Origin of the sequence: Klebsiella sp. JB_Kp031 (assembly GCF_040064295.1) — a bacterium.
GTDB lineage: Bacteria > Pseudomonadota > Gammaproteobacteria > Enterobacterales > Enterobacteriaceae > Klebsiella > Klebsiella quasipneumoniae.
In genome coordinates, this window is record NZ_JBEAJW010000041.1 from 225,698 (window position 1) to 241,725 (window position 16,028).

A 16,028-nucleotide genomic window follows, 5' to 3' on the forward strand; every position below is an offset into this window, starting at 1 on the left:
ATGCGACTGCCTTTTTATTTTTTAACAGCGTGCTGATAACGTTTTTATTTGCTACGGGAGCATGCGGTATCATGGGCTATCGCCATCCCCAGCGATAAGACGCCGTATGCTGAAGGGTAAAGAAAGGGTTAGCTGGTTGAACTGGCGAATCTTTCCTGGAGGTTTCCACGTCCTGTACATCCCTGATCCTCTTGATGATGCCCGCTTGATGATGAAGGCACTGGCTTCCGGCCACGGCAAGGCGGCCATCAATGCCGTCATGATTTATTTCCCGGCTGTCGGGGCGGCACGGCGTCAGCCAGCCGGCCTCCCGTATCTCAGCGACGGGAATGGCATGAGTAATTTCTCAGACAGAATACAACCTTGAACCGTCTGGATAGCATTCACTGCAAAACTACAACAGAGATTAAACCATACTGCAAAAAGCCTGGGGATAATAGCCATTGTCTCTGTGAGGGCACTTTAGGTCTTATTTAACGGGTTGAGCTTAATCTTAATGGTGCTGTGGGAGCGTGGGCGGTAATCGGCGGAAGCGGTGATATCAGGCGGTGGGTATAAGAGAGGCATAGGCTGCAGACTGGTGTGGGTAATATTCTGCGGCGAGTTAAGAATAAAGAGCAGGTAGGGGACAGACGCGACGGTCCGGTGTCGCAGGCGGTGTTAAAGGCTCCGGTGGCAGAAGTCCGCGATCTGATATCCACCGGAGCAGGCTGACTTACCATTTTTCGTCGCGGGCTTCCTGACGACCTTCGCGGCGGTTTTCCCGCTTATCGTGACGGCAGCTGGCGTTGCTTTGATTATTATTTCTGACGCACTCTTGCTTGGTTTCACGGCCCTGCTCGCGGCTATCCTGGCGGATATCGCGAGCGTCCTGGCGCTGGTCGCTGCGCCAGGTCGCCTGCGCCGAAAGCGAGGGCGTCAGCAGCGCGACGCACACCAGGGCGAGTAAGCATCTTTTCATGGGGGTGGCCTTAGGTTTGATAAATACAATAAATTATTAGCATTAATCGATAGAATTATCATATATTTCAGCAGGGAATAGCACGAAATGCATCGCCGCTGGCAGCAAGTTTGTTTTTTATTAGACAAGTTTGTTGACGAATTCATTCTTAAATTAGCAATCCATAATACGATATTAGTATCATGATTTTCGTATCAGGTATAAACTGAAGGGATTAATTGTCTTGATATTTATCAAGTTAATTAAATGCACATATTGTCGGTGTTTTAATTGCGTGCAATATTCACCTCATGAGTTTTTTCTCATCTCACAAGCTAAGTGGATAAATAAATAAAAGGAACTATTTTATGAAGCGTTTAACTATTGCTGCAGCAGTACTGTCTACGGTATTTATGAGCGCCGGCGCTTTTGCGGAAACTGACCAGGGCGAGGTTATTATCACCGGGCGCGTTGTGGGTACAACATGTCAATTTCTTGACGGGAATAACTCTACGACCATTACGATGAACCAGGTGGGGCAGGAAAGTCTTGCCGGCCTGAGTGCCGGCGCCACCTATACCGGTATTAAAAACAGCACCACGGTGCCATTAAAATTAAAATGTACCGGTAAGCCGCCAAAAATAAGCCTGGCGCGTAACCAGTTTGATACGACTTACCCGAACATTACGAAAAATACCGTAACGGGCGGCGCATCCGGCGTCGGCTTTGTGGTGACGGCAAATAACGCCGAACTGAACGCCGACTCGCTGATCTCGCTCAATGGCGAACCCGATGAAAATGGTGTTTATACCATTGATTTTTCAGCACAGTATGCGCTGGTGGCTCAGGGTTCTTCCGTCACCCAGGGCGATGTAGAGTCGACCGTTACGCTGACCGTGGTAACCGAGTGATGTGGTAACCCGGCGTAACGCAGAGCGTTCGCCGGGTCTCTGTTTACATGGAGTGAAAGAGATGAAAGGATTCATTCTGCTGCTACTGACATTTTTCATCATCCCTGCGCAGGCGGGTATTGTGATCTATGGAACGCGTGTTATTTATCCGGCCGCTAAAAATGAGGTGATGGTACAGTTAATGAATCGCGGCGATCGCGGCGCCCTGGTTCAGGCGTGGATCGACGACGGTAATACATCCATTGCTCCGGAGAACATTCGTGTTCCTTTTCTTATCTCCCCGCCGGTGGTGCGCGTCAGAGCCAATACCGGCCAGCAGCTTAAAATTAAAGCATTAGCCAATACGTTACCGCGAAACCAGGAAAGTTTATTTTATCTCAATGTCCTCGATATCCCACCCAATGCCAGCGTGAATGATAGTAAAAATGTGGTGAAGTTTGCAATACAAAACCGGATCAAGCTGTTTTATCGCCCGGAAGGTGTCACTGGCGTTACGCAGGCCAGTTTTCATCATTTAGTCCTGCAGCAAAAAGGCAAAAACTTGTTCCTACAAAATAACAGTGCTAACTGGATCACTATTCCCGAAATTAAAACAAATAACGTTAAGGGAAACAGTAAAGCCATTATGCTGGCACCATTTTCTCAGCAAATTATCACCCTCGGCGGCAGTGTCGCCAGACAGTACAAAATAACTCTTATTGATGATTACGGAAATTATATTAGTGATAGCATCAGCGTAAAATAAAAAGAGGTGGTTATGTTAAGGATGACATCACTGGCCCTGGCGATTATTGCATCATTATTTGCTGAAGCCCTGGCAGCAGAAGAGACCTTTGATACCAACTTTATGTTCGGAGGAATGAAAGGGGTCAAAGACAGTCACTATCAGTTTACAGATGACGCACTGGTTGCGGGCGAATATAACCTGGATGTATATGTCAATAATAAGTGGCGTGGGAAGTATGACCTGACGGTGAAGGAGCAGCCAGGGGAAAGCTGCCTGTCATTATCCCAGCTGCAGCAGCTCGGTATTAAGACCGAGGGACTGAACAAAAAGGCTCAGGCGCAATGCATCACGTTGCGCCAGGCGGTGCAGGGTGGAAAATACCATTTTGATATCTCCACCCTGACCCTCGAGCTCAGCGTTCCGCAGGCGTTTGTTGATGAACTGGAGGAGGGCTATGCTTCCCCGGAAAGCTGGGACCGCGGGGTGAACGCCTTCTACACGTCCTATTATGCCAGTCAGTATTACAGCGATTATAAAAGCGCCGGGAATAACAAAAGCAGCTTTGCCCGCTTTACCAGCGGCTTAAATCTATTGGGATGGCAACTGCACTCTGACGCCAGCTATAACAATAATGATTCTGGTTCGGGTGAATGGAAGAGTAACACGCTCTATCTGGAACGAGGCTTCGGCGAGATAGAAAGTACGTTTCGCGCCGGGGATATGTACACGTCAGGGGATATTTTCGACACCGTGCGTTTTCGCGGGGTGCGCTTATATCGCGACATGCAGATGTTGCCCAACTCCAGGCGCAACTTTACGCCGATAGTCCAGGGGATTGCGCAAAGCAATGCCCTGGTGACCATTGAGCAAAATGGTTTCGTCATTTATCAGAAAGAGGTGCCGCCCGGTCCCTTTGCGATTGCTGATTTACAGATGGCCGGCGGCGGGGCCGACCTTGACGTGAGCATCAAGGAAGCGGACGGGACGGTCACCCGCTATCTGGTGCCCTTTTCTTCTGTACCCAATATGCTGCAGGCTGGCGTCTCGAAATACGATCTTGCTGCCGGACGCAGCCATATTGAGGGGGCCGATCGGCAGGCTGATTTTATTCAGGGGACCTATCAGTATGGTGTGAATAATCTGCTCACGCTGTACGGCGGTTCGATGCTGTCCAATCACTATTCGGCTTTTACCCTCGGGACGGGCTGGAATACCTGGCTCGGCGCGATCTCTGTCGACGCCACTCAGTCGCATAGCGAACAGGATGATGGCACCTACGATGGTCAAAGCTATCAGGTGGCCTACAGTAAATTCCTGACCCCAACCCAGACCCGTTTTGGCCTGGCGGCCTACCGCTATTCGAGCCGGGATTTCCGCACCTTTAACGATCACGTGTGGGCGAAGAACAGAACTCATTATCACCGTGACGAAAACGATATCTATGATATTGCCGATTATTATCAATATGATTTCGGTAGAAAAAACTCGCTGTCGGTCAATTTAAGCCAGGCGCTGCCGGCGGGCTATGGCGCGATCTCCCTGAGCGCCCTGTGGCGCGACTACTGGGAAAAAAGCGGCAGTAATAAAGATTATCAGCTGGGGTACTCAAACACCTGGCAGCGGCTGACCTATACGCTATCGGCCAGCCAGACCTATGACGATTATCACCACCAGGATAAGCGGTTTAACCTGTATTTCTCTATTCCGTTCAGCTGGGGGGACGATCTGACCACGCCGCGCCGTCGGTTGAATCTGTCGAACTCCACCACCTTTGATAATAGTGGCTTTGCCTCCAATAACACCGGACTCAACGGCATTGCCGGCTCCCGCGATCAGTTCAGCTACGGGGTTAACCTCAGCCATCAGCAGCAAAATAATGAAACCGCCGCGGGGGCGAATCTCACCTGGAATGCGCCGCTGGCGACCCTGAGCGGCAGCTATAGCCAGTCGTCAAACTACACGCAGGCCAGCGGGAGTCTCTCCGGTGGCGTGGTGCTCTGGTCCGGGGGCATCAATCTGGCGAATCGATTATCAGATACCTTCGCGATTTTGCAGGCGCCGGGCCTGGAGGGGGCTCGGGTGAATGGGCAGAAATATCGCACCACTAACGGGAAAGGGATTGTGCTCTATGACAACCTCACGCCGTTCCGTGAAAACGCGCTGATGCTGGATGTGTCGGATTCCCACAGCACCACGGAGCTGAAAGGCAATCGGAAAATGGTGGCCCCGTATCGGGGGGCTGTGGTGGTCAGCCACTTTGATACCGACCAGCGTAAGCCGTGGTTGATTCATGCCCGACAAGCCGCGGGCGAGCCGCTGCCGTTTGGTTATGAAATCGAGGATAACCTCGGGCACAACGTCGGGGTCGTGGGGCAGGGCAGCTTATTATATATCCGCACGGATACGATTCCGTCGACGCTGAAAGTGGCTGTCGATAAAGCAAAAAATCAGTACTGCACGATCACCTTTAAGCAAAACATTGATGAAGCGCAGACCTACGTCTGCCGGTAAAGGACTATGACGATGAAATGGCTACTGTTTCTGCTGTTCACCTTCAGCACTTTTGGCGCCTGGGCAGGGAATTGCGACCTGAACACCAGTTATATCCAGAAAGGGATCGAAGGTTACGGTATCTATATTTTCAAACCCGTGACCCTCTCCGGCACACAGGCGTTACGCGAGGGCACCTTTCCCAATGATGACTGGCTGTTTGTTTGTCAGTCATTAGAGAATGTCGTTATTACCCTGACGGGCGAAGCGCAGCACAGCACCGAGTATAATTTTCTGGTGGGTAATGAAAAATATAAAATTAAATTCGACCTGTCGCCGCATAATTTGTCTGGCAAAGATTTTACCACCAATGCCCACTATAAATTGTCGGATATTTTCACCGATACCGCCTCGATTGACTATGCCATCAGTCAGGGCGAGGTCGCGGGCAGGCCGGTGATCACTCCTGGACAGCCGTTTACGGTAAGTTATAAGCTTAATCTGAGGTACTGTCAGAACAAGGACAAAACGTGCACTGACATCCCCATCACCTATATTTTCCATATTATTCTGCAGATCAACGTGATGACCTGTGGCTTTGATAACCCGACGACGGAAATTAATATGGGTGATTATAATTTCATCGATATTAAACAGGGGACCGTAGATTACCGCCCGGAGATGATCTATATCGATTGCCGGCAGGGGGACTCCGGTATGCTGCAGCTGACGCCGGGCAAAATTGAGTACACCTTCCGGAGCGCATCGCTTCTGAAAAACGGCCTGGTGTTAGCTAACGATGAAGAGTCGTCCGCGACCGGGGCTGGTGAGGTTGGATTCCGTATTCAGGATGCCAACGGCGCGGATCTCCAGTATGACAATGGCTACCTGTACGAATCGCCTCAGGCCGCCACCCAGGGGAAAAATCCCATCATTCTCAACATCAAGCCCATGAAATATGGTGAGAATATCCGTACCGGAACAATCAAGAGCCGGGTCATTATCGTGGTGAATAACAACTAATCCCGCTTTGCCGTCGGCGGCGCTCCAGGCTAATGTTATCCCAAACGGTCAGGGAAGGCGTACCGCTCACCCTGGCCGGGAGGGCCGGTACACCGCTCGCCGGAGGTGAGAGGGGCGTCCGGCGGTTTACGTCTTTGCACCATGGCATATTGATGAATACTCCGTTTGCGCAACGCGACTGGCGCCTGCTGGCCGTCGGGAGCGGCGGCCTTTTTCTGCTGGCCGCCGGCATCACCTTGCACAGCCACTGGAGCGACTTCCTCCAGTGGTGCCTTGCCACGCAAATTACCTTGCATCGCTATCTGGTGATGTACCTTCTGCTGCTGAACAACCATCAGTACAGCGGCGGCGTCTGGCTGCTGGTGGGCGCTTTTCTCTACGGCGTGCTGCACGCTATCGGACCGGGCCACGGCAAGTTTATCGTCACCACTTACCTGAGCACCAACCAGGAGAGCCTGACCGCGGCGCGGGTGGTGCCTTTTCTCGGTAGCCTGCTGCAGGGCGTCAGCGCCATCCTGTTTGTCTTTATTCTCGCGGTGGGGCTGAATCTGTCCGCTGGCGATCTCAGCGCCAGCCGCTGGTACGTCGAGAAGATCAGCGCCCTGACCATCGCCGCCTTTGGGGTTTACGTTATCTGTCGTGCGCTGCAGAGCCTGCTGCCGGGTAAAAGGAGAATACGCGCCCTGAGGCCGGCGCATCAGCATGATGCCTCGTGCGGCTGCGGGCACCACGGCGTGGGACACGACCTGCAGGGCGCCGACTGGAAGACACGCCTGGGCGTGGTGCTGGCCATCGGCGCCCGGCCCTGCAGCGGAGCGATTATGATCCTGCTGTTCGCCAACGCGCTGGGGATCGTCAGCTGGGGCATCGCCGCAGTGATGACCATGGCGCTGGGCACCGCACTGTCGATCCTTGGTCTGTCGCTGGCGGTGCACTATGCCCGTCACCGTACTGTCACCCGGCTGACGGCGACCAGCCGTCCGCGGCCCTGGCTGGTGCCGCTGGTGAAGATCCTCGGCGGGCTGGCGCTGATCCTCTTTGCCGCGGGATTGTTTTTCACCGTGGTGCCGATCAGCGCTAACGGCGACTTTATCGCCGCCGGCTGTTAACGGCTCTCCAGCAGGCGCATCAATACCCGCAGCGCCTGATCCAGCTGCTGGCGCTCGCCATCGCTGAGCCCCGCCAGCAGCTGCCGTTCATTATCGACATGGGTCTCCACCGCTTCATCGATGCGTTCACGTCCGGCGGGCGTCAGGGCGACCAGCATACTGCGAGCGTCTTCCGGATTGGGCAGGCGGGTAATAAATCCGCGTTTCTCCAATGCCTTCAGGCGATGAGTCATGGTGCCGGAGGTGATCATCAGCGTGGAGAAGAGCTGGGTAGGCGAAAGAATAAACGGCGCCCCGGCGCGGCGCAGCGTCGCCAGCATGTCAAACTCCCAGCGCACCAGCTCATGGCGTGTAAAAGCCACTTCCACCTGCGGCTCCAGCAGCATGGCGCATCGTTTCAGACGGCCAATTGGCCCCATTGGGCTGCAGTCGAGGTCCGGCCGCTCGCGCTGCCACTGGGCGAGGATCCGATCAACGGCGTCGATCGGCGGTGATTTGTCCATAAGTGCTCACTTGTCTTGATATCAAGATAATTGCGTGTACATACTTGCGGCACCAATTTAACTTGAAGTGAAGATAAAATCATGGCTTTTCTCTCGCGTAGTCTGATGCTCGACCTGCTGCTCACGGCGCTGGCGCCCGCTATCTGGGGGACGACCTACATCGTCACCTCCCAGTTTCTTCCCCCCGACCGGCCGTTTATCGCCGCCCTTCTGAGGGTTTTGCCGGCAGGCATCGCCCTGCTGATCTGGAGCCGCCGCTTTCCACAGCGCGGCGAATGGCTAAAGCTTATCGTTACCGGCATCTTAAATATCGGCGCATTTCAGGCGCTGCTGTTTATCGCCGCCTATCGCTTACCCGGCGGTCTGGCGGCAGTGATTGGCGCGATCCAGCCGCTGCTGGTGATGATTCTCGCCTGGTGCGTAGACCGGCAGCGCTCGCCCTGGCTGGCGGTATTCTCAGCCCTCGCCGGCATACTCGGTATGGCCATGCTGCTGCTGTCGCCGCGCACCGTCCTCGACCCGCTGGGCATCGGCGCGGCGTTTCTCGGGGCGATCAGTATGGCGCTGGGCACCTGGCTCTCCCGCCGCTGGGCGCTCTCCCTGCCGATCGTCGCGTTAACCGGCTGGCAGCTGGCGATCGGCGGGGTGGTGCTGGCGCCCGTGGCGCTGATCGTTGATCCCCCTTTACAACAGGTGACAGCGCTGCAGGTGGCCGGCTATCTGTGGCTGTGCGTGGCGGGCGCGATGCTGGCCTATGGCCTGTGGTTCCGGGGGATTGGCCGCCTCTCGCCGGTGGCGGTATCGGCAATGAGCCTGCTGAGCCCGGTGACCGCCGTGGTGTTGGGGTGGATTTTCCTTGGCCAAAAGATCCAGGGGATGGCGTTGGTCGGGCTGATCGTGGTGCTGGCGAGCGTGTTGTCTATTCAGCGCGCGCTGGCGCGTCAGGCGGCGGGGGCAAAAACGAAAAAAGCCCCATAACGGGGCTCGACATTGCTGTGTGCGGGGTGGGCGGCGGGAGCCAGACCAGCCGCCCGCAGGCGGCCTGTCCGGCAGCTCCCTCTGCAACCATTCGCTTATTTAGAGAGCTCGGCGGTCATATGGACCTGGTTGCCGGTGTACGCTTCAGTGATGTGGTAGGAAGCGCCTTGTTCTTTCGCAATGGTCGCGATTTTCGCTTCTGCGCTGTCCAGGGTGTCTGCTGTTACGCTCACCGGATGAGCGAAGCTAGCGAAAGAGACCAGGGAGAGCATACCGGCAGCGGCGAGTAATTTTACGTTTTTCATGGTGTTTGTCCTTTTAACTTTTATGGTGGAAAGCGTGTTTGCTTTCGATGGGCTTATAATAAGTCTGCTAACTATAACGCGCGTGGCAAAAAGTGCGATTTAGATCACATTTTTATGGCGGTTTGATGACGGAGATATGAACGTTTCTCTATTTTTTAATTTAAAAACAATGGATTAGTGATTATTTTTTGATGGGAGTATCACGCGGACTGCCTGCGATCAGAATGTAGAATGCGCCTCATTTACGCGGTTACCATTCGTTGTATGAATTAGTTGGGCGGTTTTTAGCCGCCGTTGGGGCGGATTCGGACGATTCGCAATAGCCCTCTGGCGGCCGTTTCGGCATGCTGAGACGGCCATTTCTCTCATGCCCTGGCGTTAGGCTTTCCGCGCTGTAAACATCCATCACCCCGTTTTGATCTATCAATAAGCATTTATTAATAGTTATCGATTATCTGTTATATAACTTAATGAAACGTGAACAAATGTATATTTGTCGGCGAATAAATAGCATTCTTTGACGCCGATAGCACCAGCGAACTTATATTTTTAAGTTCGTTACCTGACGCCTTAAATATTGCGGCTCCCGGTCAGTCGAAGATTCTATTAGCAGTGGCATAAATCAGCATCGCCTGATGTTTCTGGTTCTATGCGAATTCACAGTGTGCTCATTGATTCGTAATTCACTCTGACAAGGAAATGGCAATGAAAAAGGTTCTTCTCTCTGCAGCAATGGCAACCGCGTTTTTTGGCATGACTGCTGCCCATGCAGCTGATACCAATGTTGGCGGCGGCCAGGTTAATTTCTTCGGTAAAGTTACCGATGTATCCTGTACTGTTTCTGTTAACGGCCAGGGCAGCGATGCGAACGTTTACCTGTCTCCGGTAACTCTGACTGAAGTTAAAGCGGCAGCAGCGGATACTTACCTGAAACCGAAATCTTTCACCATTGACGTCTCTAACTGCCAGGCTGCTGACGGCACCAAACAGGATGACGTAAGCAAACTGGGCGTAAACTGGACCGGCGGTAACCTGCTGGCTGGCGCTACCAGCAAACAACAGGGCTACCTGGCGAACACCGAAGCTTCCGGTGCTCAGAACATCCAGCTGGTACTGTCTACTGACAACGCTACCGCGCTGACCAACAAAATCATCCCGGGTGACAGCACTCAGCCGAAAGCGAAAGGCGACGCTTCCGCTGTCGCTGATGGCGCGCGTTTCACCTACTACGTAGGCTACGCCACCAGCGCGCCGACCACTGTGACCACTGGTGTGGTTAACAGCTACGCGACTTACGAAATTACTTACCAGTAATTCCGTCAGAAAATAAAACTGCCCCGCGATGGGGCAGTTAATAACAATAATAAAGCGGCGATGACCGCCGCTTGTATTTTTATTCTGAGGTCAGCATGAAGCGTATTGCCCTTTTTTTCTGTTTCATTTTTAGTTTTGCGGCCCACGCCAACAATATTATTGTTAACGGTACCCGCTTTATTTATCCAGGAAATGAAAAAGAAATAACGGTACAGCTTTCAAATAACGCCGACCGTCCGGCGCTGGCGCAGGCCTGGCTGGATAACGGCGATGCCGATGCCACACCGGATACCATTACCACCCCGTTTATTATCACCCCGCCGATTTCGCGCGTTGACGCCAAGAGCGGCCAGACGCTGCGTATTAAGCTCGGCAGCAGCGCCGGTCTGGCGAAAGATAAAGAGACGCTGTGGTGGCTGAATCTGTTGGAAATACCGCCGGTGGTGGCCAATCAGAAAAATGAAGGCCAGAACGTGCTGCAGCTGGCGATCCGTTCGCGCTTTAAATTTATTTATCGTCCTGCCGGACTGGGCAACCGCGATGCGGCGGCCGAGAAGCTGACCCTGACCGCCAGCGGCAGTAGTCTCGCCATCAACAACCCGACGCCGTTCTACATTACCGTCAGCCGTATTTCCCGCGACGGCGGTAAAGCCCTGAACAGCAAAACCGTGATGCTGGCGCCGCAGTCCAGCCAGACGGTGGCGCTTTCCTCCGCCGTCAACCGCGGCGAAACCCTGACCGTTAACAACATTAATGACTATGGCGCCGATGTCGCAGTGAAAGTGGCCGTTAAATAAGGGAAAAGCTAATGAAGCAGAGGTCATTCTGCCCGGGAAGATTAAGCACCGCGATCGCCATCGCGCTGTGCTGCTTTCCGCCATTTTCCAGCGGACAGGAAAACCCGGGAACGGTATATCAATTTAACGACGGCTTTATTGTCGGCAGTCGCGAAAAGGTCGACCTGTCACGCTTCTCGACCAGCGCGATTACCGAAGGCACTTACTCCCTTGACGTCTACACCAACGACGAATGGAAAGGGCGCTACGATCTGCGCATCGCGCGCGACAAAGACGGTAACCTTGGGGTCTGCTACACCAAAGCGATGCTGACGCAGTACGGCATCGCGGCGGAAAAGCTCAATCCGCAGCTGAGCGAACAGGAAGGCTACTGCGGTAGCCTCAAATCCTGGCGCAACGAAGACAACGTCAAAGACAACCTGGTCCAGTCCTCCCTGCGGTTGAACATTTCGGTGCCGCAGATCTATGAAGATCAACGCCTGAAAAACTATGTCAGCCCGGAGTTCTGGGACAAAGGCATTACCGCGCTTAATCTTGGCTGGATGGCCAACGCCTGGAACAGCCACACCTCTTCGGTCGGCGGGTCGGATAACAGCAGCGCCTACCTTGGCGTCAATGCCGGCCTGTCGTGGGACGGCTGGCTGCTGAAGCATATCGGTAACCTGAACTGGCAGCAGCAGCAGGGTAAAGCGCACTGGAACAGCAACCAGACCTATCTCCAGCGGCCGATCCCGCAGATCAACTCCATTGTCAGCGGTGGGCAGATCTTTACCAATGGTGAATTTTTCGACACCATCGGTCTGCGTGGGGTTAATCTTTCCACCGATGACAATATGTTCCCGGACGGCATGCGCTCCTATGCCCCGGAAATTCGCGGCGTGGCGCAGAGCAACGCCCTCGTCACCGTGCGCCAGGGCAGCAACATTATCTATCAGACCACCGTTCCGCCGGGGCCGTTTACGCTGCAGGATGTCTATCCATCCGGCTATGGCAGCGATCTTGAGGTTTCGGTAAAAGAGGCGGATGGCTCGGTGGAAGTGTTCAGCGTGCCTTACGCCTCCGTTGCTCAGCTGCTGCGTCCGGGCATGACCCGCTACGCGCTCTCCGCCGGTAAAGTGGACGACAGCGGGCTGCGCAATAAGCCGATGCTCTATCAGGCGACCTGGCAGCACGGGATCAATAACCTGCTGACCGGCTACACCGGGGTCACCGGCTTTGACGACTATCAGGCCTTCCTGGTGGGCACCGGGATGAACACCGGGATCGGCGCCCTCTCTTTTGACGTCACCCATTCTCGGCTGAAAAGCGATAGCCATGATGACTCGGGGCAGAGCTATCGCGCCACCTTTAACCGCATGTTCACCGATACCCAGACCAGCATCGTGCTGGCGGCGTATCGCTACTCGACGAAAGGTTATTACAACCTCAACGACGCGCTGTACGCCGTCGATCAGGAAAAAAACAGCCGCAGCAACTACACCCTCTGGCGGCAAAAAAACGGCATGACCTTCACGGTAAACCAGAACCTGCCTGACGGCTGGGGCGGGTTTTATCTCAGCGGTCGTATTTCCGATTACTGGAACCGCTCCGGGACCGAGAAGCAGTATCAGGTCAGCTATAACAATTCGTTTGGTCGTCTCTCCTGGTCGGCGAGCGCCCAGCGCGTCTATACCCCGGACAGCTCCGGCCATCGCCGCGACGATCGCATTTCACTCAACTTCAGCTACCCGCTGTGGTTTGGCGACAACCGCACCGCCAACCTGACGTCGAACACCTCGTTCAACAACTCGCGCTTTGCCAGCTCGCAGATTGGTATCAACGGTTCGCTGGACAGTGAAAACAACCTTAACTACGGCGTGTCGACCACCACCGCCACCGGCGGTCAGCATGATGTGGCGCTCAACGGCAGCTACCGTACGCCATGGACCACCTTCAACGGCAGCTACAGCCAGGGCGAAGGCTATCGTCAGAGCGGCATTGGCGCCAGCGGGACGATGATCGCCCACAGCGGCGGCGTGGTGCTCTCACCGGAAAGCGGCTCGACGATGGCGCTGATTGAAGCCAAAGACGCGGCCGGCGCTATGCTCCCGGGATCGCCGGGCACCCGCGTGGACAGCAATGGTTACGCCATCCTGCCGTATCTGCGCCCGTACCGAATTAACGCCGTCGAGATCGACCCGAAAGGCAGCCATGACGACGTGGCCTTCGATCGCACCGTGGCGCAGGTTGTACCGTGGGAAGGCAGCGTGGTTAAGGTGGCGTTTGGCACCACGGTGCAGAACAACCTCACCCTGCAGGCGCGCCAGGCGAACCATGAGCCGCTGCCGTTTGCGGCGAGTATTTTCTCCCCCGACGGCAAGGAGATCGGCGTCGTCGGTCAGGGCAGCATGATGTTTATCAGCGATGCGAACGCCAAACGCGCGATTGTGAAGTGGAGCGGCGGGCAGTGTTCGGTGGATCTGGGACAGCAAACAACAAAGGATAGCGTATGTCGCTGAGGAAATTACTGACGCTTTTTATCGTCTTGATGGCGCTGGGCACCACCTCGTCCTGGGCCGTCTGTACGCGCCTTTCTTCGCCAACGGTGATGCTGGACATGGTGGTGGGCAGGGTGGTGGTGCCCCCGGATCTGCCGGTGGGTTCGGTGATCCTCACCCGCGACTGGACGATGAGCGCCCCCGGCGGGGCGAGCTATCGCTGTACCTCCGGCACCAACCGCTTCGCGGCGAAGATCGTGTCGCCAGGGGCCACGGACCTGGGGAATAAAATTTATTCCACCAACGTGCCGGGAATTGGTATGCGTTTCAGCCGCGGTGGCGCGACGGTGAATATCGTCTATCCCGACGTCTATTCGTCCCGAGTGTATAACACCACCAACTATTCCCTTGAAGGATCACGTTTTACGCTGGAGATTATCAAAACTGCGGCAACCACCGGCAGCGGTACCCTCGCGGCGGGAAAATACACCTCCTACGACTGGGAGAGCGGCGGCAACCCGATCCTCGAAACCTATCTGAGCGCCAACGCGATCACCGTGGTCTCGCCCTCCTGTTCGGTATTGAGTGGGAAAAATATGAATGTTGATGTGGGCGCCATCAGACGTACTGACCTGAAAGGGGTTGGCACCACCGCGGGCGGGAAGGATTTTAATATTGAGCTGCAGTGCAGCGGCGGCCTGAGTGAAACGGGATATGCCAACATCAGCACCTCTTTCTCCGGCACCCTGGCTACCAGCACCACCGCCACCATGGGCGCCTTGCTGAATGAAAAGGCCGGCAGCGGGATGGCGAAAGGCGTCGGCATCCAGGTGCTGAAGGATGGATCCCCGCTGCAGTTTAATAAGAAATATACCGTTGGCCGCTTGAATAATCAGGAGACCCGCTACATCACCATACCGCTGCACGCGCGCTTTTATCAGTATGGCCCGACGACCAGCACCGGTGAGGTGGAGTCGCATATGATCTTTAACCTGACGTACGATTAATACGGGAGGGGGAATGAAGGGATTGCCGAAACATACTATCGCGTGGCTGCTGCTCTGCGGCAGCCTCGCCGTCCCCTCGGCGTGGGGTTTCGAGACTAATTACGACCGCGGACGGGTCGATTTTGCCGGGCGGGTGACGGATATCTCCTGCAGCGTCGCGCTCAATGGCGGCCAGAATGCCGGCAGCGGCAACGTCTGGCTGGCGCCGGTCAGCCTGGCGGAAGTGCACGATCGCGGGGCCGGCGCGTTTATGAAGCCGCAGCCTTTTACCCTGGCGCTGTCAAACTGCCAGCTACGTCATGACGGCGGCGCCGCTTCGCAGGACGAGGTGCGGCGGGTCAGCGTTCGCTGGATCGACGGTTTTTTACTGACGGCGGTCGGCAATGAGAACGCGGGCTATCTGGCTAATACCTTGCCAGACGGCGCGCAGAATATTTATCTGGCGCTGTCGACCAATGATAATAATACGCTGGATAAGAGTAATAAAATTGTCCCTGCGGATCCGCAGCAAAATCAGGTGCATTTACAGGAAAACGCGGTCAGCGGCGGCCTGTTCACCTATTATGTGGGCTACGTTTCGCCGACCCCGAAAAGCGCCACCAGCGGGCCAATTACCAGCTGGGCAACGTGGGAATTAGTTTATAATTAAGCGGGACGAAAAAGCCGGGCAAGCCCGGCTTTTTTATATGCCAATATCGTCGGCAACCAGTTGCTCAATGCTGACTTCCTGCCAGTAATGCCCCTGAATAGCAAACCACTCCATACCCTGCAGCCATTTTTTATGGGCTTCGCTTTCCACGCCTTCAATAATCACGTTGTGATGATTGCGGGATAAAAAGGTGACCAGCGCATCCATCAGCTGACGGCCGGACTCTTTGCGCATCAGATGCCAGAAAAAATCTTTATCAATTTTGACATAGTCAAAATGATAACCGCTGATGGCGTTAATCCCCGCGTAGCCAGAGCCGAAGTCATCGAGCCACAGCGAGGTATCCTGCGGGCTTTGCCAGGCGGCCAGGGAATTATTCAGAAGTTTCTCGGCGTTTTCGGTCACTTCAAAATGGACGCAGGTCAGGGCGGCGATTTTCTCTTTTATTTCCTTCTGGCGCAGCAGAGTCAGGATATGGTCATCAACGTTAATGGTAGCGGAAATATGGTTACGTAAAAACCATGCTTTATGCTGTTCAATCAACCCCAGTTGCTCGAGAAAAATACGTTCACGAACTGCCGCGGTGGCATGGCGGAAAAAATATTCTGGCGAAACGGGAAGATTATCGAAGCGGCTTAAGCATTCAACCGCGACTAAGGTACCTTGTGGGGAAAACATTTTCTGAAAGACGTAGCGTACAGCGATATCATTACGAGATAAAATGTTGTCTTCGAATATTTTAGTGTTCATTATCCCTCTTCACGAGGTTAGTCAGACAATAAGCAGAGGATAGGTTAA

The 16,028-nt window shown here is 54.5% G+C and carries 16 protein-coding genes; 12 read left to right on the forward strand and 4 right to left on the reverse strand.

Features of this window, described 5'->3' with window-relative positions:
- The first annotated feature begins 106 nt into the window (after positions 1-106).
- Positions 107-367 (forward strand): hypothetical protein, encoded by a 261-nt coding sequence (locus ABLV64_RS22500; protein WP_004205367.1) that lies wholly within the window; start codon positions 107-109, stop codon positions 365-367.
- A gap of 348 nt (positions 368-715) precedes the next feature.
- Here the strand turns inward: ABLV64_RS22500 and ABLV64_RS22505 are convergent, their stop codons facing one another.
- Entirely contained in the window at positions 716-961 is a 246-nt protein-coding gene (locus ABLV64_RS22505; RefSeq protein ID WP_004205369.1) for a hypothetical protein, read from the reverse strand.
- A 347-nt stretch (positions 962-1,308) separates the two neighbouring features.
- Between ABLV64_RS22505 and yehD the strand changes: the two genes are divergently transcribed.
- From yehD to ABLV64_RS22530, 5 genes are all read left to right on the forward strand, one after another.
- Entirely contained in the window at positions 1,309-1,851 is a 543-nt protein-coding gene (gene yehD / locus ABLV64_RS22510; protein WP_004205371.1) for a fimbrial protein YehD, read from the forward strand.
- Between the two features lie 61 nt (positions 1,852-1,912).
- Positions 1,913-2,596, forward strand: a complete 684-nt coding sequence (locus ABLV64_RS22515) for a fimbria/pilus periplasmic chaperone (RefSeq protein ID WP_049004091.1) — start codon at positions 1,913-1,915, stop codon at positions 2,594-2,596.
- 12 nt (positions 2,597-2,608) lie between these two features.
- Positions 2,609-5,089, forward strand: coding sequence for a fimbrial biogenesis outer membrane usher protein (locus ABLV64_RS22520; RefSeq protein WP_117263495.1), 2,481 nt, complete (start codon positions 2,609-2,611; stop codon positions 5,087-5,089).
- Positions 5,090-5,101: 12 nt separating this feature from the next.
- On the forward strand, positions 5,102-6,091 hold the full coding sequence (locus ABLV64_RS22525; protein WP_348843151.1) for a fimbrial protein: 990 nt from the start codon (positions 5,102-5,104) through the stop codon (positions 6,089-6,091).
- Positions 6,092-6,243: 152 nt separating this feature from the next.
- Positions 6,244-7,200, forward strand: coding sequence for a nickel/cobalt transporter (locus tag ABLV64_RS22530; RefSeq protein ID WP_117263497.1), 957 nt, complete (start codon positions 6,244-6,246; stop codon positions 7,198-7,200).
- Here ABLV64_RS22530 and ABLV64_RS22535 read toward each other — a convergent pair.
- Entirely contained in the window at positions 7,197-7,703 is a 507-nt protein-coding gene (locus tag ABLV64_RS22535) for a MarR family transcriptional regulator (protein ID WP_004205381.1), read from the reverse strand. The genes ABLV64_RS22530 and ABLV64_RS22535 overlap by 4 nt on opposite strands.
- An 81-nt stretch (positions 7,704-7,784) precedes the next feature.
- Between ABLV64_RS22535 and ABLV64_RS22540 the strand changes: the two genes are divergently transcribed.
- Positions 7,785-8,681, forward strand: coding sequence for an EamA family transporter (locus ABLV64_RS22540; protein WP_049004094.1), 897 nt, complete (start codon positions 7,785-7,787; stop codon positions 8,679-8,681).
- A gap of 95 nt (positions 8,682-8,776) precedes the next feature.
- Here ABLV64_RS22540 and ABLV64_RS22545 read toward each other — a convergent pair whose 3' ends face one another.
- A complete protein-coding gene (locus ABLV64_RS22545; protein WP_002916131.1) occupies positions 8,777-8,986 on the reverse strand; it encodes a DUF1471 domain-containing protein in 210 nt (69 codons plus the stop codon).
- A 705-nt stretch (positions 8,987-9,691) separates the two neighbouring features.
- Between ABLV64_RS22545 and mrkA the strand changes: the two genes are divergently transcribed.
- The 5 genes from mrkA to mrkF all read left to right on the forward strand — a co-directional run bounded on the left by mrkA (position 9,692) and on the right by mrkF (position 15,230).
- The gene (gene mrkA / locus ABLV64_RS22550) at positions 9,692-10,300 is read left to right on the forward strand and encodes a type 3 fimbria major subunit MrkA (protein ID WP_000756959.1); all 609 of its coding nucleotides are present in this window, start codon (positions 9,692-9,694) and stop codon (positions 10,298-10,300) included.
- Positions 10,301-10,395: 95 nt separating this feature from the next.
- Positions 10,396-11,097, forward strand: a complete 702-nt coding sequence (mrkB, locus tag ABLV64_RS22555; protein ID WP_000820818.1) for a type 3 fimbria chaperone MrkB — start codon at positions 10,396-10,398, stop codon at positions 11,095-11,097.
- 11 nt (positions 11,098-11,108) lie between these two features.
- Positions 11,109-13,595 (forward strand): type 3 fimbria usher protein MrkC, encoded by a 2,487-nt coding sequence (gene mrkC, locus ABLV64_RS22560; RefSeq protein WP_049004095.1) that lies wholly within the window; start codon positions 11,109-11,111, stop codon positions 13,593-13,595.
- Positions 13,586-14,581: a type 3 fimbria adhesin subunit MrkD gene (gene mrkD, locus ABLV64_RS22565; protein ID WP_004205385.1), complete on the forward strand. Its 996-nt coding sequence runs from the start codon at positions 13,586-13,588 to the stop codon at positions 14,579-14,581. The genes mrkC and mrkD overlap by 10 nt, the downstream gene beginning before the upstream one ends.
- A 13-nt stretch (positions 14,582-14,594) precedes the next feature.
- Positions 14,595-15,230 carry a type 3 fimbria minor subunit MrkF gene (gene mrkF, locus ABLV64_RS22570; protein ID WP_032456584.1) on the forward strand — a complete coding sequence of 212 codons (636 nt, stop codon included), beginning with the start codon at positions 14,595-14,597 and terminating at the stop codon, positions 15,228-15,230.
- 33 nt (positions 15,231-15,263) lie between these two features.
- On the opposite strand, the gene ABLV64_RS22575 is transcribed toward mrkF, so the two are convergent.
- A complete protein-coding gene (locus tag ABLV64_RS22575) occupies positions 15,264-15,980 on the reverse strand; it encodes an EAL domain-containing protein (RefSeq protein WP_004205387.1) in 717 nt (238 codons plus the stop codon).
- Positions 15,981-16,028 lie beyond the last annotated feature (48 nt).